Origin of the sequence: Pseudomonas mandelii (genome assembly GCF_002251635.1) — a bacterium.
Lineage (GTDB): Bacteria > Pseudomonadota > Gammaproteobacteria > Pseudomonadales > Pseudomonadaceae > Aquipseudomonas > Aquipseudomonas mandelii_B.
The window spans coordinates 1-19,684 of the sequence record NZ_NMOJ01000137.1 but is presented as its reverse complement, the minus strand read 5'-3'; the positions used below and the strand labels follow the sequence as shown (position 1 = coordinate 19,684).

Annotated in this window: 19 protein-coding genes; 5 read left to right on the top strand and 14 right to left on the bottom strand. The window is 60.8% G+C overall.

Going from position 1 to position 19,684, the window contains the following annotated elements:
• Nucleotides 1–105 precede the first annotated feature (105 nt).
• On the top strand, nucleotides 106–729 hold the full coding sequence (locus tag B7L09_RS18470) for a DedA family protein (protein ID WP_094470121.1): 624 nt from the start codon (nucleotides 106–108) through the stop codon (nucleotides 727–729).
• Here B7L09_RS18470 and B7L09_RS18465 read toward each other — a convergent pair.
• The gene (locus tag B7L09_RS18465) at nucleotides 710–1,945 is read right to left on the bottom strand and encodes a sterol desaturase family protein (protein WP_094470055.1); all 1,236 of its coding nucleotides are present in this window, start codon (nucleotides 1,943–1,945) and stop codon (nucleotides 710–712) included. The two genes, B7L09_RS18470 and B7L09_RS18465, sit on opposite strands and share 20 nt — an antisense overlap.
• Before the next feature lie 116 nt (nucleotides 1,946–2,061).
• Here B7L09_RS18465 and elbB point away from each other — a divergent pair, with 116 nt between their 5' ends.
• A complete protein-coding gene (gene elbB, locus B7L09_RS18460) occupies nucleotides 2,062–2,730 on the top strand; it encodes an isoprenoid biosynthesis glyoxalase ElbB (protein WP_094470054.1) in 669 nt (222 codons plus the stop codon).
• Between the two features lie 60 nt (nucleotides 2,731–2,790).
• Here elbB and B7L09_RS18455 read toward each other — a convergent pair whose 3' ends face one another.
• The 5 genes from B7L09_RS18455 to B7L09_RS18435 all read right to left on the bottom strand — a co-directional run bounded on the left by B7L09_RS18455 (nucleotide 2,791) and on the right by B7L09_RS18435 (nucleotide 8,735).
• On the bottom strand, nucleotides 2,791–3,246 hold the full coding sequence (locus tag B7L09_RS18455; RefSeq protein ID WP_094470053.1) for a YaiI/YqxD family protein: 456 nt from the start codon (nucleotides 3,244–3,246) through the stop codon (nucleotides 2,791–2,793).
• Nucleotides 3,247–3,352: 106 nt separating this feature from the next.
• The gene (locus B7L09_RS18450; RefSeq protein WP_094470052.1) at nucleotides 3,353–5,251 is read right to left on the bottom strand and encodes an FTR1 family protein; all 1,899 of its coding nucleotides are present in this window, start codon (nucleotides 5,249–5,251) and stop codon (nucleotides 3,353–3,355) included.
• Nucleotides 5,252–5,400: 149 nt separating this feature from the next.
• Nucleotides 5,401–6,033, bottom strand: a complete 633-nt coding sequence (locus B7L09_RS18445) for a LysE family transporter (protein ID WP_094470051.1) — start codon at nucleotides 6,031–6,033, stop codon at nucleotides 5,401–5,403.
• Between the two features lie 210 nt (nucleotides 6,034–6,243).
• Nucleotides 6,244–6,825, bottom strand: a complete 582-nt coding sequence (locus B7L09_RS18440; protein WP_094470050.1) for a mechanosensitive ion channel family protein — start codon at nucleotides 6,823–6,825, stop codon at nucleotides 6,244–6,246.
• Nucleotides 6,825–8,735, bottom strand: a complete 1,911-nt coding sequence (locus tag B7L09_RS18435) for an ATP-binding cassette domain-containing protein (protein WP_094470049.1) — start codon at nucleotides 8,733–8,735, stop codon at nucleotides 6,825–6,827. The genes B7L09_RS18440 and B7L09_RS18435 overlap by 1 nt, the downstream gene beginning before the upstream one ends.
• Nucleotides 8,736–8,785: 50 nt before the next feature.
• Between B7L09_RS18435 and B7L09_RS18430 the strand changes: the two genes are divergently transcribed.
• Nucleotides 8,786–9,250, top strand: a complete 465-nt coding sequence (locus B7L09_RS18430; protein WP_094470048.1) for a TIGR02444 family protein — start codon at nucleotides 8,786–8,788, stop codon at nucleotides 9,248–9,250.
• On the opposite strand, the gene B7L09_RS32155 is transcribed toward B7L09_RS18430, so the two are convergent.
• Complete coding sequence (locus tag B7L09_RS32155) at nucleotides 9,247–10,362, bottom strand: AlgP family protein (protein WP_094470047.1); 1,116 nt, start codon at nucleotides 10,360–10,362, stop codon at nucleotides 9,247–9,249. The two genes, B7L09_RS18430 and B7L09_RS32155, sit on opposite strands and share 4 nt — an antisense overlap.
• A 192-nt stretch (nucleotides 10,363–10,554) precedes the next feature.
• On the opposite strand from B7L09_RS32155, the gene B7L09_RS18420 reads away from it, so the two are divergent.
• Complete coding sequence (locus B7L09_RS18420) at nucleotides 10,555–11,220, top strand: FKBP-type peptidyl-prolyl cis-trans isomerase (RefSeq protein WP_094470046.1); 666 nt, start codon at nucleotides 10,555–10,557, stop codon at nucleotides 11,218–11,220.
• Between the two features lie 59 nt (nucleotides 11,221–11,279).
• Here the strand turns inward: B7L09_RS18420 and rsd are convergent, their stop codons facing one another.
• The 7 genes from rsd to B7L09_RS18385 form a co-directional block, all read right to left on the bottom strand.
• The gene (rsd, locus tag B7L09_RS18415) at nucleotides 11,280–11,738 is read right to left on the bottom strand and encodes a sigma D regulator (protein WP_094470045.1); all 459 of its coding nucleotides are present in this window, start codon (nucleotides 11,736–11,738) and stop codon (nucleotides 11,280–11,282) included.
• A gap of 177 nt (nucleotides 11,739–11,915) precedes the next feature.
• Nucleotides 11,916–12,467: a disulfide bond formation protein B gene (locus tag B7L09_RS18410; protein WP_094470044.1), complete on the bottom strand. Its 552-nt coding sequence runs from the start codon at nucleotides 12,465–12,467 to the stop codon at nucleotides 11,916–11,918.
• A gap of 357 nt (nucleotides 12,468–12,824) precedes the next feature.
• On the bottom strand, nucleotides 12,825–14,063 hold the full coding sequence (locus B7L09_RS18405; RefSeq protein ID WP_094470043.1) for a heme biosynthesis protein HemY: 1,239 nt from the start codon (nucleotides 14,061–14,063) through the stop codon (nucleotides 12,825–12,827).
• Complete coding sequence (locus B7L09_RS18400; RefSeq protein ID WP_094470042.1) at nucleotides 14,060–15,202, bottom strand: uroporphyrinogen-III C-methyltransferase; 1,143 nt, start codon at nucleotides 15,200–15,202, stop codon at nucleotides 14,060–14,062. Before B7L09_RS18400 ends, B7L09_RS18405 begins: the two co-directional genes overlap by 4 nt.
• Nucleotides 15,203–15,218: 16 nt before the next feature.
• Entirely contained in the window at nucleotides 15,219–15,986 is a 768-nt protein-coding gene (locus B7L09_RS18395; protein ID WP_094470041.1) for a uroporphyrinogen-III synthase, read from the bottom strand.
• Nucleotides 15,983–16,924, bottom strand: coding sequence for a hydroxymethylbilane synthase (gene hemC / locus B7L09_RS18390; protein WP_094470040.1), 942 nt, complete (start codon nucleotides 16,922–16,924; stop codon nucleotides 15,983–15,985). Before hemC ends, B7L09_RS18395 begins: the two co-directional genes overlap by 4 nt.
• Nucleotides 16,925–17,062: 138 nt before the next feature.
• Nucleotides 17,063–17,809 (bottom strand): LytR/AlgR family response regulator transcription factor, encoded by a 747-nt coding sequence (locus tag B7L09_RS18385; protein ID WP_094470039.1) that lies wholly within the window; start codon nucleotides 17,807–17,809, stop codon nucleotides 17,063–17,065.
• A gap of 463 nt (nucleotides 17,810–18,272) precedes the next feature.
• On the opposite strand from B7L09_RS18385, the gene argH reads away from it, so the two are divergent.
• Entirely contained in the window at nucleotides 18,273–19,667 is a 1,395-nt protein-coding gene (argH, locus tag B7L09_RS18380; RefSeq protein ID WP_064454687.1) for an argininosuccinate lyase, read from the top strand.
• Nucleotides 19,668–19,684 lie beyond the last annotated feature (17 nt).

The following is a 19,684-nucleotide window of genomic DNA, read 5'->3' as shown; positions in this document are numbered from 1 at the left end:
TCCATTGTCCTTGTAGGAAATGTTCACNTCGTGACACATCTCGATACTTTCATGAATGTTCACGAAGGCGTAGGCTGCGCGTTCATTTCGCCAGCACCCCAGACCATGCTTCAACAATTTCTGCATGACTTCGGCTACTTTGCTCTCTTCCTGGGCACGTTCTTCGAAGGCGAGACCATTTTGGTTCTCGCAGGCTTCCTGGCGTTCCGNGGATACATGGACATCAAGATCGTCACGATCGTGGCGTTCTGTGGCAGCTATGCCGGCGATCAGCTGTGGTATTTCCTCGGGCGCAAACACGGTCGCAAATTGCTGGCGCGCAAGCCACGCTGGCAAATGATGGGTGACCGGGCGCTGGAACATATCCGCAAACACCCGGACATCTGGGTGCTGAGCTTCCGGTTTGTCTACGGCTTGCGCACGGTCATGCCGGTGGCGATCGGCCTGTCGGGTTATCCGCCGGGGCGTTATCTGCTGCTCAACGGGATTGGTGCTGCGATCTGGGCGGCCGCACTGGCCGCTGCGGCGTATCACTTCGGCGCGGTGCTCGAAGGCATGCTGGGCAGCGTCAAGAAGTACGAGCTATGGGTGCTCGGCGCCCTGCTGATCCTGGGCCTGGGCCTGTGGCTGCGCCGGCGCTTCAAGAATGCCCGTCTGGCGAAGAAGATCTACGCCGACGAGCAAGCCGAGCTGGCCAAGGCCGCCGAGACTAAGACGCCAATCGAGTGAAGCGGTCCCTGCAACAGTAGAGACCGATGCCACTGAGCAGGCTGTAGCTGAGCAGGCCGATCCAGCCCACCGCGCTGGCCGGCCACAGCCCGACCACCGGCGCCAGCCACACCAGCGGCACATTCGAGGCCAGGCGCAGTAGCTCCAGTTTCAACGCCTGCGGGCGATTCTCCAGGGCCATGCCCAACGTAAACAGACCGAATGCCACTGCGCCCCAGCCCAACACCAGCGCGGCAGTCGGCAAACGTGGCTCAAGGTTCATCAAGTAGCTGCCCAGCGCGATGTAGACGCAGAACTGCAGCGCCACATACACCTGCTGACGCCCGTCCAGCGGCACCTCGAATTTGCGGAACTGGCTCAGGTCCGGTTTGTTCATCGGGTACTTCGCCGCCACATCCGCCGGCCGCCAGCCGGTGCGCATAAACCAGATCCGTAGCTTGTCCCATGTGTTTTCAGCCCGTCGCGCGTCATCCCACAGCTGCGCGTAAAACTGCACGTTCGCCCACAACGGATTCCAGCTCGCCAGCGGTGTGGTCACGCCGAAAATCACCGGCTCGTTGTCGTCCTCTTCCTGGAANNTGCCGAACAGCCGATCCCAAATAATGAACACCCCGCCGTAGTTGCGATCCATGTAGAGAGCATTCTGTGCATGGTGGGCCCGATGATTGGACGGTGTCACAAAGAACCACTCGAACCAGCCGAGCTTGGGAATGTGTTTGGTATGCACCCAGAATTGATAGAGCAGGTTCAGCGCGGCGACGCTGATGAACACCAGCAGCGGCACCCCGAGCACCGCCAGGGGCAGGTAGAAGATCCAGCTCAGCAGAAAGCCGGTACTGGTCTGGCGCAGGGCGGTGGTGAGGTTGTAGTCCTCGCTCTGGTGATGCACCGAGTGCGCGGCCCACAGGATGTTGCGCTCATGCCCGCAGCGATGCAGCCAGTAGTAGCAGAAGTCATAAAACACAAAGGCAAACACCCAGACCCAGACGCTGTCGGCCGACAGCTCGAACAGCGCCAGATGCTTGAGGGCAAACGCATAGGTCACCAGGCCGACGCCTTTGGTCAACAGGCCCGTGGTGGTCGAAAGCACCCCGGTGCTGATGCTGTTGATCGCGTCCGCCAGCCGATAATTGCTCAACCCGCGCCAACGGTCCGCCAACAGCTCGACGGCAATCAGCACAAAGAAAAACGGCACCGCATACAGAATGAAGTCCATTGACGCGCCCTGATCGGAATCTTGAGGACAGATGCTAGGTGTAGCCGCGAATTAACCCTATGGCAACGAGTGACAAATTAGTGGACATTTAACGCCANGAATAGGGAGAAATACTCATGAGCAAAAAGATTGCAGTGATCCTTTCCGGCTGTGGCGTGTACGACGGCGCAGAGATCCACGAAAGCGTCATCACTTTGCTGCGCCTGGACCAGCGTGGTGCTCAGGTCCAATGCTTTGCCCCCAATATCTCGCAATTGCATGTGATCAATCACCTGACCGGCGACGAAATGCCCGAGTCGCGCAATGTGCTTGTGGAATCGGCGCGGATTGCCCGGGGNAACGTGAAGGACATCCGTGAGGCCAACGCCGAAGACTTCGACGCACTGATCGTGCCCGGCGGTTTTGGCGCGGCGAAGAANCTCTCTANCTTNGCCATCGAAGGCGCCGGCTGCACGGTTCAACCGGACGTCCTGGCGCTGACCGAAGCCTTTGCCGAAGCGGGCAAACCGGTCGGGCTGATCTGCATCTCGCCGGCCCTGGCCGCGAAGATCTATGGCCCCGGCGTCACCTGCACCATCGGCAACGACACCGATACCGCCGCCGCCATGAACAAGATGGGGGCTACACACGCCGACTGCGCGGTAACAGACATCGTTGAAGACAAAGCACGCAAACTGGTCAGCACCCCGGCTTACATGCTGGCGCAATCAATCAGCGAGGCAGCGTCAGGCATCAATAAACTAGTCGACCGCGTTCTGGAACTGACCCACGAGAATGATGTGTAACACGGACTAATGTGGGAGCGATCGCGAGCAGGCTCGCTCCCACAGGGTTCTTTGTAAGGCTCAGGTTTTTCGGGTCAGCCGCGTGAGTATCCGATCCAGCGCATTGGCGAACGCCTGCTTTTCGCGCTCACCAAACGGCGCCGGCCCGCCGCTCATCTGGCCCTGTTCACGCAGATCGGTGAACAGGTTACGCACCGCCAACCGATCGCCCATGTTCTGCGCATCGAATTCCTTGCCCCGCGGGTCCAGCACTGCCACGCCGTTCTTCACCAGCCGATCGGCCAGCGGCACATCGCTGCAAATCACCAGTTCACCCGGCACCGCATGTTCCACCAGATAGTCATCGGCGGCATCCGGACCGCTGGGCACCACGATCAGCTTCACCAGGGCCAGGCCCGGTTTGATCTGCGGCTGCCCCGCCACCAGCACCACGTCGAANTGGCGCTTGAGGGCGAACTTCACCACCAGATCCTTCGCCGCCCGTGGGCAGGCGTCAGCATCGATCCAGACACGCATTTGTTTACCTCTTCCAAAAAAAATCGCGAGCAGGCTCGCTCCCACAGGTTATACGCGATCCTGTGGGAGCGAGCCTGCTCGCGATTGTGAGCGAAGCGAATGCCGCTTAAGAAACCTGCACCCGCCGCTTCTCTGCCATCCAGCTACGGCCATACAGCACAACAATCGCAATGATCGCCACCGCCTGAGCACTCAGCGAGTACGCATCCGCGTGGATCCCCAACCAGTCGAAGTCAAAAAACGCCACCGGCCGCGTACCGAAGATGCCCGCTTCCTGCAACGCCTTCACGCCATGCCCGGCGAACACCACCGACAGCGCACACAGCAACGCCGCGTTGATGCCGAAGAACAGCGCCAACGGCAGCTTCGCCGAACCCCGCAGGATCACCCACGCCAAACCCACCAACAGCACCAGCGCCGTAGCACCACCCGCCAGCACTGCGTTGTGCCCGGCCGGGCCGGCTTGCAGCCACAGGGTTTCGTAGAACAGGATCACTTCGAACAGCTCACGGTACACCGAGAAAAACGCCAGCAGCGCAAAACCAAAGCGCCCTCCGCCGCCGACCAGGCTGCTCTTGATGTAATCCTGCCACGCCGCCGCATGGCGACGGTCGTGCATCCACACGCCGAGCCAGAGCACCATGACGGCGGCAAACAACGCCGTCGCACCTTCCAGCAATTCACGCTGCGAACCGCTGACATCAATCACATAGGCCGCCAGTGCCCAGGTCGCCAGACCGGCCAACAACGCCAGGCCCCAACCGACGTTGACGCTACGCACCGCCGACTGCTGGCCGGTGTTACGCAGGAACGCCAGGATCGCCGCCAGCACCAGGATGGCTTCCAGGCCTTCACGCAACAGAATCAACAGCCCGGAGATATAGCTCAACGACCAGCTCAAGCCATCGCTGCCCAGCAACCCGGCGGACTCCTTCAGCTTGGCCTTGGCTGCGTCCAGACGCTGCTGGGCCTGGGCCACCGGCAAACCGTCCTGCAACGATTGACGGTANGCCATCAGGGCTTTCTCGGTGTCCTTGCGCACGTTGGCGTCAACGTTATCCAGAGAGCTTTCCACCAGCTCGAAGCCCTCAAGGTAAGCGGCTACCGACAGGTCATAAGCCTGCTCGTGCTCACCGCTACGGAATGCGGCGAGACTCTTGTCCAGGGTGGCGGCGGTGTAGTCGAGCAACTGCGCCGGGCCACGCTTGACCTGTGGCGGTTGTGCGCGCTGCGCACGGAACGTCGCGGCGGCTTGCGGGCCATCGGCGGCCTGCACTTCGGCTGGCGTCTGACGAGCGAGGTCGGCGATGTTGAAGGTCTTTTCGGATTTGGCTGCGGCCGGATCGGCGCTGAAACTGGCGATGTAAGTCGCCAGGTCCCAGCGCTGACGATCATCCAGTTGATCGGCGAAGGCCGGCATGTCCGTACCTTCGACACCCAGGCCCAAGGTGCTGTAGATCGCGTACAGACTCAGGCGGTCCAGGCGCGCCGTGTCACGCAGGTTGGCCGGCGGCGGTGTCAGACCGACACCCGCCGGGCCGTCACCGCCCCCCGTATCGCCGTGGCAGACCGAGCAATGCTGGGCGTACAGCGGTGCGCCACGGGTCGGATCCGGGGTAATGATCGGCGCCTGACTGACTTCATAGGTCACGGCCAGTTTCGCACCGAGCTGTCGAGCCTGACGGGCCACGTCCGCGCCGTCCTGACGGGCAGCGATGGCGTTGCGCAGCGTGCTGACGCCTTGCTCCAGCCCGGGTTTCTCCGGTTTGGCCGGCATCGCGGCGATCAAGCCTTGCAAGACCTTGATGAATTCCAGCTGCTCGCGGTATTCGGAGTCGTCGATGACGTTGCCCCCTTGCACCGTCTGCGGGTAATCCGCGCCGATGTAGTCGAGCAAATGCAGGGCTTGCGGCGCGCCATCCACGGTGTCCGCCAGCAGATTGAAACTGCACAAGGCAAACAGTGGCAACACCAGCCAGGCCAGGAAACGGGACGGGGCAGTCATGAATCAATCTCAATTGGAAATACGAAGTAACACATTGTTCACTTCCAGTGCCATTCACTCAAGCTTTGTCTGCATCGGCCGCTGGAGTGCAGGAACAAAGTGCCATCATCCAAGTCTACCACAATGGATCGCGTTTCCCTTGAGAGGTTTTACACCGCAGCTTTGCGCAGCGTCGCCATAAACGCCGCCGCACCAATAAACAGCCCGGCAAACGTGCGGTTCATGCGTTTCTGCTGTTTTGGCGTGCGCAGCAGACGCAGTACCTTCGACGCCAACCCGGTGTACCCGGCCATGACGATCAGGTCGACGCAGACCATGGTCACGCCGATGATCAGGTACTGAGCCAACAGCGGCGCGTGCGGATTCACGAACTGCGGCAGCACCGCCAGCATGAACACCAGAGCCTTGGGATTGCTGGCGTTGACCAGGAACCCACGGAACATCATCGCCATCGGCTTGCCGATCTGACGCACGGCCGCGTCGTCACTCATGTCGCTGGGCAGCGCACGCCATTGCTTGATCGCGAGGTAAACCAGGTACGCCACACCGAACCATTTGATCGCATAGAACGCGGTGGCTGATGCCGTGAGAATCGCGCCCACACCGGCGCCGACAATCGCGATCTGTACCGCCAGGCCCAGTTGCAGGCCCAAGGCGTTCCAGTAACCGCGCCAGAAACCGTATTGCAGACCGCTGGACATCGACGCAATGGCGCCGGCACCGGGAGACAGACTGATCACCCAGCAGGCGGCAAAAAACGCCAGCCATGTTTGAAGCTCCATTGCACACCTCGACTCAGACTTGTGACAGACGTCTAAGCTAATGCGGCTTTGGGCTGATGACCATCGATTTTTTACGGGATGTGGCGGCTGCCGACCAGCGTTCAGGACTCGAAAGGCTCATCGCCTGGCTGATCACAAATCTGCGATCCAACCCAAAAACCTGTGGGAGCGAGCTTGCTCGCGATGGCGGTGTATCAGTCGAAAGAAGGTTTACTTTTCGATCCCGCTCAACGGAAACACATCACTCCCGCGCCAGCGCCGAACCGAACGCTGGAAGAACAGGCTGTTGGGCACTTGCACCATGGCGCTGCCGGTACCGAGTTCTTCCACTTCGATCAACGTGGTGTAGAGCAGGTTGATCGCCACTACCCGACCCTTCACGCCCGGCTTATCGACGGTGTCCACCAACTCGACGATATCACCGAGGCGGAACGGCCCGACGGTGAAAATCAAGATAGCGCACAGCAGGTTGGACAGTACCGACCACATGGCGAAGAACGCCACAGCGGCAACCGCGACAAACCCTGACAGTGCCGTCCACAACACGGTGGCCGANACGCCCAGGCGGCCCAGCACGAAAATCAACGCACTGCCCATGATCAGCCAGCGCAGGCCGCCGCGCAGAGGCATCAGCAGTTGCGGTGGGAACGGGTAGCGCTCACCCAGGCGAGTCAGGCATTTAGCGACGAAGCGTTGGGCGAAGTAACCCGCCAACAGAATCAGCAGGATTTGCGCGGCGAACCAGATCGGCTCGCCCCACCCCGCCGGCAGCGGCAGCTTGAAAGCTTCCATCAAGACAGCGCCTCCAGCTCCGCCTGCATGCTTTCGAGCAGTTCCAGGGCTTCCATCCAGGCTTCTTCGAGTTCGGCTTCACGCACCTTCAGCTTGGCCTGTTCAGCCAGCAGATCACGCAAATCGTTCTTGCGCGCCGGTTCGTAAATGTCGCTGTCGCCGAGGCTGGTATCGATCTTCGCCAGTTTCTCGTGCAGCTTGCCCAACTCGACTTCGAGCTTGTCAGCCTCACGCTTGTGCGGTGCCAGTTGCTGACGCAACGCAGCAGCAGCCTGGCGCTGGGCCTTCTTGTCGGTCTTGTCCGGGTTGACCGGGGTGTTGCTGACCGGGGCATTGCGCTGACGGTAGTCGACCAGCCAACGGGCGTAGTCTTCCAGATCGCCGTCGAACTCCTCGACCTTGCCGTCCGCCACCAGGTAGAAATTGTCGGTGGTGCTTTTGAGCAGATGGCGATCGTGAGAGACCACCAGCACCGCACCACTGAACTCCTGCAGGGCCATGGTCAACGCCAGGCGCATTTCCAGGTCCAGGTGGTTGGTGGGTTCGTCGAGCAACAGCAGGTTCGGTCGGTCCCAGGCGATCAATGCCAGGGCCAGACGCGCCTTTTCGCCACCGGAGAAATTCAATACCGGCTCATCGATGCGCGCGCCACGGAAGTCGAAGCCACCGAGGAAGTCGCGCAGGGTTTGCTCACGCTCGGTCGGCGCCAGACGCTGCAGGTGCAGCAACGGGCTGGCCTTGGAATCAAGGGAGTCCAGTTGATGCTGAGCGAAGTAGCCCACGACGGTGTTTTCGCCACGGGTCAGGCGACCGGCCAACGGCGAGAGTTCCCCGGCNAGGTTCTTGATCAGTGTCGACTTGCCGGCGCCATTAGGGCCGAGCAAACCGATACGTGCGCCCGGCGTGAGCTGCAGCTTGACCTTCTCCAGAATGGTTTTGTCGCCATAACCCAGGCGCGCATCCGAAAGGTCCAGCAACGGGCTGGAGATCTTCACCGACTCACGAAATACGAAGTCGAACGGCGAATCGACGTGGGCCGCCGACAGTTCCTCCATTCGCTCCAGGGCCTTGATCCGGCTCTGGGCCTGACGGGCCTTGGTGGCCTGGGCCTTGAACCGGGCGATGTAGCTTTCCATGTGCGCGCGTTGCGCCTGCTGCTTCTCGAAAGCCTGCTGTTGCTGGGCCAGGCGTTCGGCGCGNGCGCGTTCGAACGCGGTGTAGCCGCCACGGTAGAGGGTGATTTTCTTCTGTTCGACGTGGGCGATGTTGTCGACCACGGCATCGAGGAAATCCCGGTCGTGGGAAATCAGCAGCAAAGTACCTGGGTAGCTCTTGAGGAAATCTTCCAGCCACAGGATCGCATCGAGGTCCAAGTGGTTGGTCGGTTCGTCGAGCAGTAACAAGTCCGACGGGCACATCAGCGCCTGCGCCAGGTTCAGACGCATCCTCCAGCCACCAGAGAAATCTCCTACCGGACGATCCATTTGCTCGTTGGTGAACCCAAGGCCAGCCAGCAGCTTGCGGGCGCGGGCGTCGGCGGTATAGCCATCGGCACTGTCGAGTTCCGAGTGCAGGCGGGCCTGAGCCGCGCCGTCCTGGGTTTTCTCGGCCTCGGCCAGGTCGTGTTGCACCTGGCGCAGGCGCAGGTCGCCATCGAGCACGTAGTCGATCGCAATGCGGTCCAGGGTGTCGATCTCCTGGCGCATATGGGCGATGCGCCAGTCGGCCGGCAGCAAGCAGTCCCCGGAATCCGGGGTCAGCTCACCCAGCAACAGGGCGAACAACGTGGATTTGCCGGCACCGTTGGCACCGATCAGGCCGGCTTTGTGACCGGCGTGCAGGGTCAGCTCGGCGTCTTCGAGAAGACGTTGCGGGCCACGCTGTAATGTTAGGCTTTGAAGTCGGATCATAATGGCGGCGGAGTCTACCAGCTTCGCTCGCAACTGGCGCGAGTAGCACTATGTCCTCTGACCTGTGGAGCTTTTCCGTTACCACTTACTCCCGTCGCGGCGTTGAAGCCGCGTGCCTGACGTTGCAGTCGGCGGGTGTGAACGTGTGCTTGCTGCTATGCGGGTTGTGGCTGGGAGAACGTGGCGTTACCTGCAACGAACAACGCTTGCAGTTGCTTCGCGATGTAGCCGGACCGTGGGACGCCGATGTCGTGCAACCGTTGCGCGCCTTGCGAATGCAATGGAAAGCCGCCGCTGGCGAGGATGCCGGGCTGGATGATTTGCGCGAACAAGTGAAAACGCTGGAGATGGAAGCCGAACGGCATTTGCTGTTGCGACTGGAGCGTTTGTCGCAGAGTTGGCCGCAGTATGAGGTGACCGATTCAACGGCCTGGCTGGAAGGTGTGGCGGCAGGCGCCGCCCACCTGGACCGCGACGCGCTGCATCAGCTGCGCGTCGCGGCAACCGGCACTTAGGAAGCGCTGGCTGGGGTGGTGCTGGTGCTCGACGGTGCGGCTGGCGTTGGCGCAGACGATGGGGTCGAGGTGGTGGCTGCTGGAGCAGGCGAAGCCGATGCAGCTGGCGACGGAGCTGGAGTCGCTGGCTTGGCAGCAGCGGCCGGTTTTTTCACGGCTGGCTTCGCGGCGGCCGGTTTTTTCACGGCTGGCTTCGCGGCAGCAGGTTTTGCAGCGGCTGGTTTCGCTGCTGGTTTCGCTGCAGCAGGTTTGGCGGCGGCAGCGGGTTTCGCGGCAGCAGGTTTAGCAGCGGGTTTCGCCGCAACTTTTGCAGCCGGTTTGGCGGCTGGTTTGGCGGCAGCGGTTTTAGCCGCGGCAGGTTTTGCGGCTGGCTTGGCGGCAGCAGCTTTTGCAGCGGCAGGTTTTGTAGCTGGTTTGGCAGCAGCCGTTTTAGCNGCTGGTTTTGCCGCTGCGGTTTTCGCCACAGCCGGTTTCGCAGCCGCGGTTTTTGCAACAGGTTTAGCGGCAGCCGTTTTGGCAGCGGCTGGCTTGGCGGCAGGTTTGGCAGTCGTCAATTTAGCCGCTGGTTTTGCAGCGCTGGCTGCGACTGGTTTTTTTGCCGCAGGTTTTGCCGCAGCTTTCACCGGTGCTTTGGCGGCAGGCTTGGCCGGTGCTTTTGCAGCCGTCGGTTTGGCAGCAGCTTTCTTGGCAGGTGCCGCAGCAGGCTTGGCCGAACGCAGGGACAACGCCTTGCCGACAGCCTCTTGTACACGACCGATACCCTGGGCCAGTTTCAGGCTTTCCTGAGCATCGCGTTTGAGTTGAGAAATGTAGGTGCGGGTTTCAGCTTGGCGATCCTTGAGGGCGTCCAGCAAGTCCTCAAGTTCTTTAACAGCACCCTTCGCTTTGGTTTGTGCCTTGGCTTTACCGGCAGCTGCGGCGTCCTGCAATTTGGTACGGGATTTGTGCAATTTCTCCTGCGCTTTTCCGCGCTGCTTTTCCAGTTTGGCGAGCAGTTTTTCAGCATCAGCCAAGGCTTGGGAACACGCGCTTTCCAGATGTTCGAGCAGGCTGCCCGAAAGTTGTTGGAGTAAGTGCAACGGGGTATTTACAGGCTTCTGTTTGGCCGACATGGTTTACCTCCTGGCTGACGTGGGTGCGGCTCATACTAGCCCTCTGCTCTTACCGCCGCTAGGGCATGTTGACAGTATCGAAAGCGCTGCGTTGCAACAGATTGAAATTCTTCTGCGCGGGTGCAAAACCAGTTCACCTTTGAGCGCACTCACACTGGCATAATCCATCGCATCTCAGATCGGAGTGTGCCCATGTCGCGCTACTTTTTTTTATCGTTGTGCGTGTGTTTTTCCGTGGCCCAGGCCGCCGAAAAAACCACCCCAAATGAGGCTCACGATCTTGCTTACAGCCTGGGTGCTAGCCTGGGTGAGCGCTTGCGCCAAGAGGTGCCGGACCTACAACTCCAGGCATTGCTCGACGGTTTGCAACAAGCCTATCAAGGCAAGCCACTGGCCTTGAAAGACGAGCAGATCGAACAGATTCTGGCCGAGCACGAAGCCCAGGTCGCCGAGCAACCCGCCGTCGCGCAAAGTGAAGTCGCGCTGGAAAAAGAGCAGCGGTTCCTCACCGAGGAAAAAGCCAAACCGGGTGTTCGTGAGCTGGCAGATGGAATTTTGCTGACCGAGTTGGCACCGGGCACCGGGGCCAAGGCGGGTCCTAATGGCAAGGTCGAAGTTCTATATGTAGGACGCCTTCCCGACGGCACGGTGTTCGATCAGAACAGCAAGCCTCAGTGGTTCAGTCTTGATAGCGTGATCAGCGGCTGGCGCAGCGCATTGCAAAACATGCCGACAGGCGCAAAATGGCGCCTGGTGATTCCATCGGCCCAGGCCTATGGCGCGGACGGTGCCGGCGACCTGATCGCCCCGTTCACGCCACTGGTGTTCGAAGTCGAATTGCGCGGTGTCACAGGCTGAAAGCCGGAAACGAAAAACGGCGCGCATCGCGCACCGTTTTTTAGTCTTGCAGGAGAGGTTCAGGCCTGAACCGGGTCCTCTTCCTTGTGAGCAGTGTGCAGCACTTCGATCAGGCAATCTTCCAGTTCGAAGCGTTCGTGCAACAGCCCGCCCAGCTCCTTGAATTTCTCTGCGACGCACTTGCCTGCATCACACAGGTCATTGAACGCCAGCAGCTTCTCGGTGATGACGTCGATGCGCGGGTAAATCGTCTCGGCCAGCTCCAGCCCGCGAGTATCGCCAAAAGCCTTGGCTTCGCCGGTCAGCTGTTCGTAGATTTCGAAGTGCCCGGCAGATACGTAATCGACCAGCACGCCGCAGAATTCCTGCAACGGCTTTCGGTTTTCGCCCAAAGCCTCTGGCTCGGCACCGAGAGCATCGTAGGCTCGAACCAGTTCGTGACGCTCCTGCAACCAGCGATCGATCAGCAGATGCACTCCACCCCAACGTTCCTGAGCATTCTGACAACTTTCGAGCATGGTGATCTCTCTTCCCTTGTGGGTCATGCTGCCCTACACCTGTCGCAGTCTTGATAATCAAGAATCGACCAGGCAGAGCGTCATCGAGCAACATAATTCCAATGACACGTGCGGGCCAGATTATGCCCGCGCGACAATGGCTTCAAGGTACGCAGGAGATAAAGTTCATACAAGTGTTTAATCACCCGCCAGCCCCCGGTGCGACGACACGCCGCTGAGCGGTCGCTCGCAGGCAAGCCAGACAACGCGCAGCAGCTGATAAACACTCAGAATTGTCACCGCCATGAAGAGCAACAGACTCCATTCCGGGATGCTCAGGTCAAACAGCGTCCAGGAAATTTCTGCGCAATCTTCGTCCCCTTTGAACATCAGCGTCACTTTGCACAGCCAGGGCAGGTTCTCGTATAGGGCCTGCGGATGGGTGGAGCAGGTCGATAGCTGATGCGCCGGATCGCTTTGCAACAAGACTTGCCGCCACGCCGCGACCATACCGGCGAGACTGCATGACAAACCGAGCAGCCAATAAAGAAAAGTCCCGAAGCGGCCAGGGCCATGCACCGAAGCCGCCAGGCAGACACCGGTGAACAACGCCAGGCAGACTCGCTGCAAAAGGCATAACCCGCAAGGCTTGAGGCCGATTGCGTATTCCAGGTAATAGGAAACGCCCAAGGCCAGGGCACCTGCAATAAAAGCCATGAAAAACAAGGAGCGTGAGCAGGCCAAAAACATGGCTTATCCGTAACAGTAGAGACAGGCGGTTACGGTAGAGGAAAGCGCGCCAGCCTTTCAAGGCAGGTCGGCACGGACACTTCACCAGAAGTGTAGGGAATTCCCGACAGCGTCGAGAGGATTTGATGTAGCCCTCTGTAGGACAAAGCTAATCAGGGGCTACAACGCCAAACATTCAACGGATTTCACGCGACCGAATCACGCCAAAGAACGGCTTTCGCCCCTGTAGCAGCCTGCGTCCGGTTGCAAAGCAGCCGTCATAAATTAAACGCGATTAGCCTGATGAAACCGTGCGCTCGTTTTACGACTGCTTCGCAACCGGACGCAGGCTGCGCCAGCTGCTACAAGGGAATCCTTTCAGGCGTAAACGGGCGCTGGGAGTGGTGCCGCCAAGAGGCGCTCGTCCAGCAGGACCAGGCCTTCCTGGAACAACTGGTTGCTGCGCTCTGTGTCGCCAAGCTGAGCGAGCAACCGCGCCAATTCCGCACAGGCTTCCGGGTTGCGCTGTACCCGCAAACTACTTTCCAGATAGTCCCGCGCCTTGCCCCACANGCTGCTTTGCAGGCACAGCCGGCCGAGTGTCAGCAGAAGGCTTGGGTCGGCCGGATGATCCTTGAGCCATCCCTCGGCCGTTTGCAGTTGACGAGCCGGATCGCTACCGCGCACCAGACCGTAGAGACGCGCCAAATGACTGTCGTACTTGCGCTTGAGCGCCGTGCGCAGCACTTCTTCCGCTTCAACCTGCGCGCCCAGTTGCCGCAGCTGCTCGGCATAGGCCAGCACCAACTGAGGCTCCTGGCGCTGAGCCGAGGTGAGTTGCTGCCAGGCGCGATTGAGCGATTGCAAACCCACCGTGCCGTCCGCTTCCTGATGCGCCGCCAGGGAAAGGTTTTCACCCCACGCCCGGCGTTCCAGATCGGCCAGCTCGGCGGGCGGCAAGACTTTATCCTTGCGCAGCTCCGGGAGCAGGCGAATCACCGCCGACCAGTCGCCGCGCTGCTGATGCAGACGCTGCAACTGGCGCAAGGTCTGGACGTTATGAGGATGACGCTCGTGCATGGCTTGCAGCGTCACCAGGGCGCCTTCAGTGTCGCCGCGGTCGTTCTGCAACTGCGCGTGACTCAAGGCAATCGCCAATTCGGCCTGCGGCTGGCGCTCGAGTGCGCGTTCCAGCAAGTTGTCGCATTCCTCGTAGTGACCTTGTTCATTGGCGGCGCGCGCGGCGCCGAGGTAGTAGAGCAGCGGCTGGCGCTCGGCTTCGGCAGCGCGATGCAGGTGACGCTGCGCACTGGCCCATCGACCTTCTGCCAGGTCCAGCTGACCGTGTTCGATCGCCACTTGCACCCGACGGCTGCGATTGCGCCGCGACCACGGATTGACCACGCCGCTGGACGTCATCACCAGCACGACCAACGCCTTGATGCCCCAGAACACCAGCCAGAGCACGGCGACCAACGCCAGGGTTGCCCACAGGCTCGCTTCATAGCGAAAGGTCTTGTAGGCGATCAACACGTAACCGGAATGCTCGGCAATCGCCAGGCCCAGTGCGGCGGCTGCGGCGATGACCAGGAATACGATCACATAGAGGCGTTTCATGGCGTGGCCTCCTGCGCAGTGTTCGCGGCCGGTTTTGCCATCGGTTTGATCGAGTCTTCGGCGTTGACGTTACGCCGCTCCAGATACCCCTGGACCGCACTCAATGTCCCGGTCAGGTCCGGCGTGACCACCGTGACCGGCTGCTTGCTCAACTCGCCCACCTGCTCAAGCATGACTTTGCTTTGAGGGTTGTCCGGGTTGAAGTTGCCGGTCAATACATCCCGCGCCTCGGCCAGCGCCTGGGTGTAGACCGCTGCCTGGCCATTGAGCGCGGCCCATTGCGCCTGCTCCAGCGCCAGGCTCAGCGCCAGACGCACCTGACTCAGGCTCTGCCCTGCCAGCAATGGGCGAACATTTTTGTCAGCATTGAAGTCGATGCGGATGTAGCGGGAAATCTGATCCCACCACTGCGCCCAACGACTGGCACCGTCGCCATCGGCCGTCAGGCCCAACAGCGATTCGCCACGATCCTTGTACTCGGGGGCCAGCTCGGTGAGGTCGATGACCTGATCGCGCAATGCGCCCAGTCGCAGGAACAACCCTGTGCGATCCGGCTGCTCTGTGCTGCGCAGCGCCACCAGGGTTTTGGCCACTTGCTCGCGAGCGGCGAAGGCACCGGGATCGTTCTGTTCACGCAAAATTTCATCGGCGCCCTGCACCAGGGCCTGGGCGCTGCTGATGTCCTGCAGCGCAGAAAGACGCAGGCTGGCCAGACGGATCAAGTGCTCGGCTTCGGCCAGGCGCCAGTCCTGGCGGCTCGCGCCGAGGACCGTCTCCAGACGCTGATTCAAGCGTTGCTGATCGCCTTGCAACTGCGTCACCAGACGGCTGCGAGCATCCAGTTCTTCGGCCGCAGGCATTTGTTCAAGGCGCGCGCTCAGGCGCTGTTCGTTGAGTTTCAGGCTCTGCGCCTGATCGTTCAACGCCTGGACCTGGCTCAACTGCTGCTGGTTGTTGGCTTGCAGGTGACGCACCTGCCAAACACCCCAACCGCCCACGGCAACACCGGCGGCGCCCAACAGCAGCGCGACGATTGCCAGCCCATTGCCCCGGCGCTGCACTGTGGCAGGTGGTGGAGTTTCCACCGGCGCTTCAAGCACCGGCAGCACGTCTTCTTTTGGCAAGGCTGTTTCGCTCACGTATCCATCCTTTGCATTAGAGAACGGGTTCGGGATGCTCCCGTAACGCCGTCAGCAAAGCCGCGGCACTGGCGCCACGACAATCCACAACTGTTTGGGCCCCGGCGGCACGTGCCAGCTCGGCGACCCTGGGGCTTGGAACAAACAACGGCAACCGCGCCATTTCAGGCCAGGCATCGCCCGCCAATTGGCGCAGGTGCTCAAAACCCTGTCCACTGCTGACCACCAGCCCGTTCAAGCGTTCCGCTTCGATACGGTCAGGCAGAACCGTCGACGGGTAGTGAGGCAGTCCGCGACGGTATAACTCCAGATACTCGACACTAGCACCAAGCTCACGCAAACGCTCAGCCAGCAGCTCTCGCCCACCCTCGCCGCGCAGGATCAGCACCTGCGGATCGGGTCGGGCAATCGCCTCGCGCAACGAGGGAAGTTCAAGCAAGGCTTCGCTGTCATCGCCCTCGGCGGGGAAACTCACGTTCAGCCCGTTATCCGCCAGGATCTGCGCGGTCGCCGCGCCCACGCTGAACCAGCGTGGGGACGGTGGCTGTGGCCAATACTGATTGAGCAGGTCAACGCCAATTCTGGCGGCCGGTTTACTGACCACGATCACCGCACAGTAACGATCCAGCCCCTGAATCACCTCGCGCATTGTGTCAGAGACAGCAATCGGCTCGATCTCCAGAAGCGGCAAGCTGCTGCTGAAAATCCCCGCTTGCGACAAAACACCGCTCAGCGCCGCCGACTCATCCGCAGGGCGCGTCAGCAGCAGGCGCCAGCCCGTCACTCGTGACCTGCCTCGCCATAGACCGCCTTCAGAATGTCGCCGGCGCCCTGGCTCAGCAAGTCTTCAGCCACTTGCACACCCAAGGCTTCTGCATCGCCACGCGGTGCGCGGGCCTCGGCACTGAGCAGCAGGCCGCCGCTCGGATCGCCCACCAGACCGCGCAACCAGATCTGCTCGCCTTCAAGCACGGCGTAGCAGGCGATCGGCACTTGGCAGCCGCCATTCAGATGTTTGTTGAGGGAACGTTCCGCGGTCACGCGGGTGGCGGTGTCCTGGTGATGCAACGGCGCCAGCAACGCGTGGATTTCACTGTCGGCGCTGCGGCACTCGATGCCCACCGCGCCCTGGCCACCGGCCGGCAAGCTGTCGTCGACACTGATCGCCGAGGTGATGCGATCTTCGAAGCCGAGACGAATCAGGCCGGCAGCCGCGAGGATGATCGCGTCATAATCACCGGCATCCAGCTTGGCCAGGCGCGTGTTGACGTTGCCGCGCAGGAAACGGATCTGCAGATCCGGGCGACGAGTCAGCAACTGCGCCTGACGACGCAGGCTGGAGGTGCCGACGACGCTGCCCAGTGGCAAATCATCCAACGACGCGTAGGTGTTGGAAACGAAGGCATCGCGCGGGTCTTCACGTTCGCAGATGCAATACAGGCCGAGGCCTTCAGGGAAGTCCATCGGCACGTCTTTCATCGAATGCACGGCGATGTCGGCTTCGTTTTCCAGCAGTGCGGTTTCCAGCTCTTTGACGAACAAGCCCTTGCCGCCGATCTTCGACAGTGGCGAGTCGAGCAGCTTGTCGCCGCGACTGACCATGGGCACCAGGGACACTTTGAGGCCCGGGTGGGCCTGTTCAAGGCGTGCTTTGACGTATTCGGCCTGCCACAAGGCCAAGGCGCTTTTACGGGTGGCGATGCGGATTTCGCGAGAGGACATGGATCAATCCGTACTGAATAGATACGGCAGATAATAACAGCTCAGGCAAANCCACTTTGACTTGTATCAGACACTGCGTGGCCTCCCTGGCCTCAAACGTCCAGCAAACGGATATGAAGTTCGCCTGTGATCAGCGAATTAAAGCTGTTGCATCATTTTGCGCACACCGGCGACATGACGTCGGCTGACGATCAAGGCATCGCCATTGAGCCCTTTCAGGAACAGCTGAAAATGCCCCAGTGGCGTGCGTTGCAAACGTTCTATTCGCTCGCGGGCCACCAGCGCGTTGCGGTGAATGCGCACGAAGCGGTCGCCAAACTCATCCTCCAACGCCTTGAGCGGTTCATCCAGCAGCACTTCGCCGCCTTCATGGCGCAAGGTCACGTATTTGTGGTCAGCAATGAAGTAGACCACCTGACCCAACGGGATCAGCTCAATGCCTTTACGTGTTCGGGCACTGATGTGGCTGCGGGGGCCGCTACCGCTTTCGGCGGCTGGACGGGTCAGGGCGGCGAGCTGGACGCGATTGGGCCGCTCGGCTTTTTTCAATGCATCATGTAAATGTTCAGTTCGCACAGGCTTCACCAGATAGCCCACGGCGCTGGCCTGCAGGGCTTCCACGGCAAATTCATCGGGCCCGGTGCAAAACACCACGGCGGGCGGGGTTTCGCGTTCGCACAACCGGGCAGCCACTTGCAGGCCATCAAGGCCTGGCATGCCGATATCGAGCAACACGATATCCGGCTTGTGACTGTCAATCAGCGCTAACGCCTCTTCGCCGTTCGTGGCGCTGGGCTCCAGGACATTGTATCCCTCGAGTTCGCCAACCATTCGGCTCAGGCGCTCGCGGGCTTGGGGTTCGTCATCAACGATCAGGACATTCATATTGCGCTGGATTCCTGCGTGAGTCTCGCACAAGGATAGCGTAGACAGGTGCGGTGACTTGCGTCACAGCGATCCACGCTAAGACTAGCGCGAGGGCCAAAAAGTGCCGCGAGACCGGCGGCTAAATTTTCATCTGCCGAGTGATTGGAGGCTCTGGCCCGCATTAGCGAGGTATCGCCGTAGGGTTTGCCGATACACAATATGAACACCCCCTCTTCTTATAGTCAGCCGCAGCGCCCCAGAAGTGCGCTGATCCTATTGTCCAACTGTAGACGGTTGCAGGGACGATATTGCTCAATCGGAAAATATCGTTGCGCAATTTCCCACAAGGCCTGTCCTGAGTATGGACCCCGCCTTGTGAAAAAAACCTGTCGACCAGCGTCAGCGACAGGATTGGCAACCCTGTTATTATCCGCGGCAGCTTCCAACGTCATTTTTTTCTTCAGCCGACACGAGCGAATTCATGAGCACCGACAAGACCAACCAGTCCTGGGGCGGCCGCTTCAGTGAACCCGTCGACGCCTTCGTCGCCCGCTTCACCGCCTCCGTCACCTTCGACCAGCGCCTGTACCGCCACGACATCATGGGCTCGATCGCCCACGCCACGATGCTGGCCAAGGTCGGCGTGCTGACCGACGCCGAGCGCGACAGCATCATCGACGGCCTGACTACCATTCGCGGTGAGATCGAGGCCGGCACGTTCGACTGGCGCATCGACCTGGAAGACGTGCACATGAACATCGAGGCCCGCCTCACCGATCGTATCGGTGTGACCGGCAAAAAACTGCACACCGGTCGCAGCCGTAACGACCAGGTGGCGACCGATATTCGCCTGTGGCTGCGCGACGAAATCGACCTGATCCTGGCCGAAATCACGCGCCTGCAAAAAGGTTTGCTGGAGCAGGCCGAGCGTGAGTCGGACACCATCATGCCCGGCTTCACCCACCTGCAAACCGCACAGCCAGTGACCTTCGGCCACCACCTGCTGGCCTGGTTCGAAATGCTCAGCCGCGACTACGAGCGCCTGGTGGATTGCCGTAAACGCGCCAACCGCATGCCATTGGGCAGCGCCGCGCTGGCGGGCACCACTTACCCGATCGACCGCGAGTACACCGCTCAACTGCTGGGTTTTGACGCCGTGGGCGGCAACTCCCTGGATGGCGTATCGGACCGCGACTTCGCCATCGAATTCTGCGCTGCCGCCAGCATCGCGATGATGCACCTGTCGCGNTTCTCCGAAGAGCTGGTGCTGTGGACCAGCGCGCAATTCCAATTCATCGACCTGCCGGATCGCTTCTGCACGGGCAGCTCGATCATGCCGCAAAAGAAAAACCCCGACGTGCCGGAGTTGGTGCGTGGCAAGAGCGGCCGTGTATTCGGCGCACTGATGGGCTTGCTGACCCTGATGAAGGGCCAGCCGCTGGCCTACAACAAGGACAATCAGGAAGACAAAGAGCCGCTGTTCGACGCTGCCGACACCTTGCGCGACTCGCTGCGTGCGTTTGCCGACATGATCCCCGCAATCAAGCCCAAGCACGCGATCATGCGTGAGGCGGCCTTGCGCGGTTTCTCTACTGCGACCGACCTGGCGGATTACCTGGTGCGCCGCGGCCTGCCGTTCCGTGACTGCCACGAAATCGTCGGCCATGCCGTCAAATACGGCGTGGACACCGGCAAGGACCTGGCGGAAATGAGCCTGGAAGAGCTGCGTCGTTTCAGCGACCAGATCGAGCAGGACGTATTTGCGGTGCTGACCCTGGAAGGCTCGGTGAATGCCCGTAACCACGTAGGCGGCACTGCACCGGCGCAGGTCAAGGCAGCCGTAGCGCGCGGCCAGGAACTGCTGGCCAGCCGCTAAAAGCTNCACGAGCAAGC

Excerpts from the sequence above, each read along its gene's own strand:
- B7L09_RS18445 (WP_094470051.1), bottom strand. The coding sequence starts at position 6,033 with ATGGAGCTTCAAACATGGCTGGCGTTTTTTGCCGCCTGCTGGGTGATC.
- B7L09_RS18430 (WP_094470048.1), top strand. The coding sequence starts at position 8,786 with ATGTCCTCTGACCTGTGGAGCTTTTCCGTTACCACTTACTCCCGTCGC.
- B7L09_RS18420 (WP_094470046.1), top strand. The coding sequence starts at position 10,555 with ATGTCGCGCTACTTTTTTTTATCGTTGTGCGTGTGTTTTTCCGTGGCC.
- rsd (WP_094470045.1), bottom strand. The coding sequence starts at position 11,738 with ATGCTCGAAAGTTGTCAGAATGCTCAGGAACGTTGGGGTGGAGTGCAT.
- B7L09_RS18410 (WP_094470044.1), bottom strand. The coding sequence starts at position 12,467 with ATGTTTTTGGCCTGCTCACGCTCCTTGTTTTTCATGGCTTTTATTGCA.
- hemC (WP_094470040.1), bottom strand. The coding sequence starts at position 16,924 with ATGTCCTCTCGCGAAATCCGCATCGCCACCCGTAAAAGCGCCTTGGCC.
- B7L09_RS18385 (WP_094470039.1), bottom strand. The coding sequence starts at position 17,809 with ATGAATGTCCTGATCGTTGATGACGAACCCCAAGCCCGCGAGCGCCTG.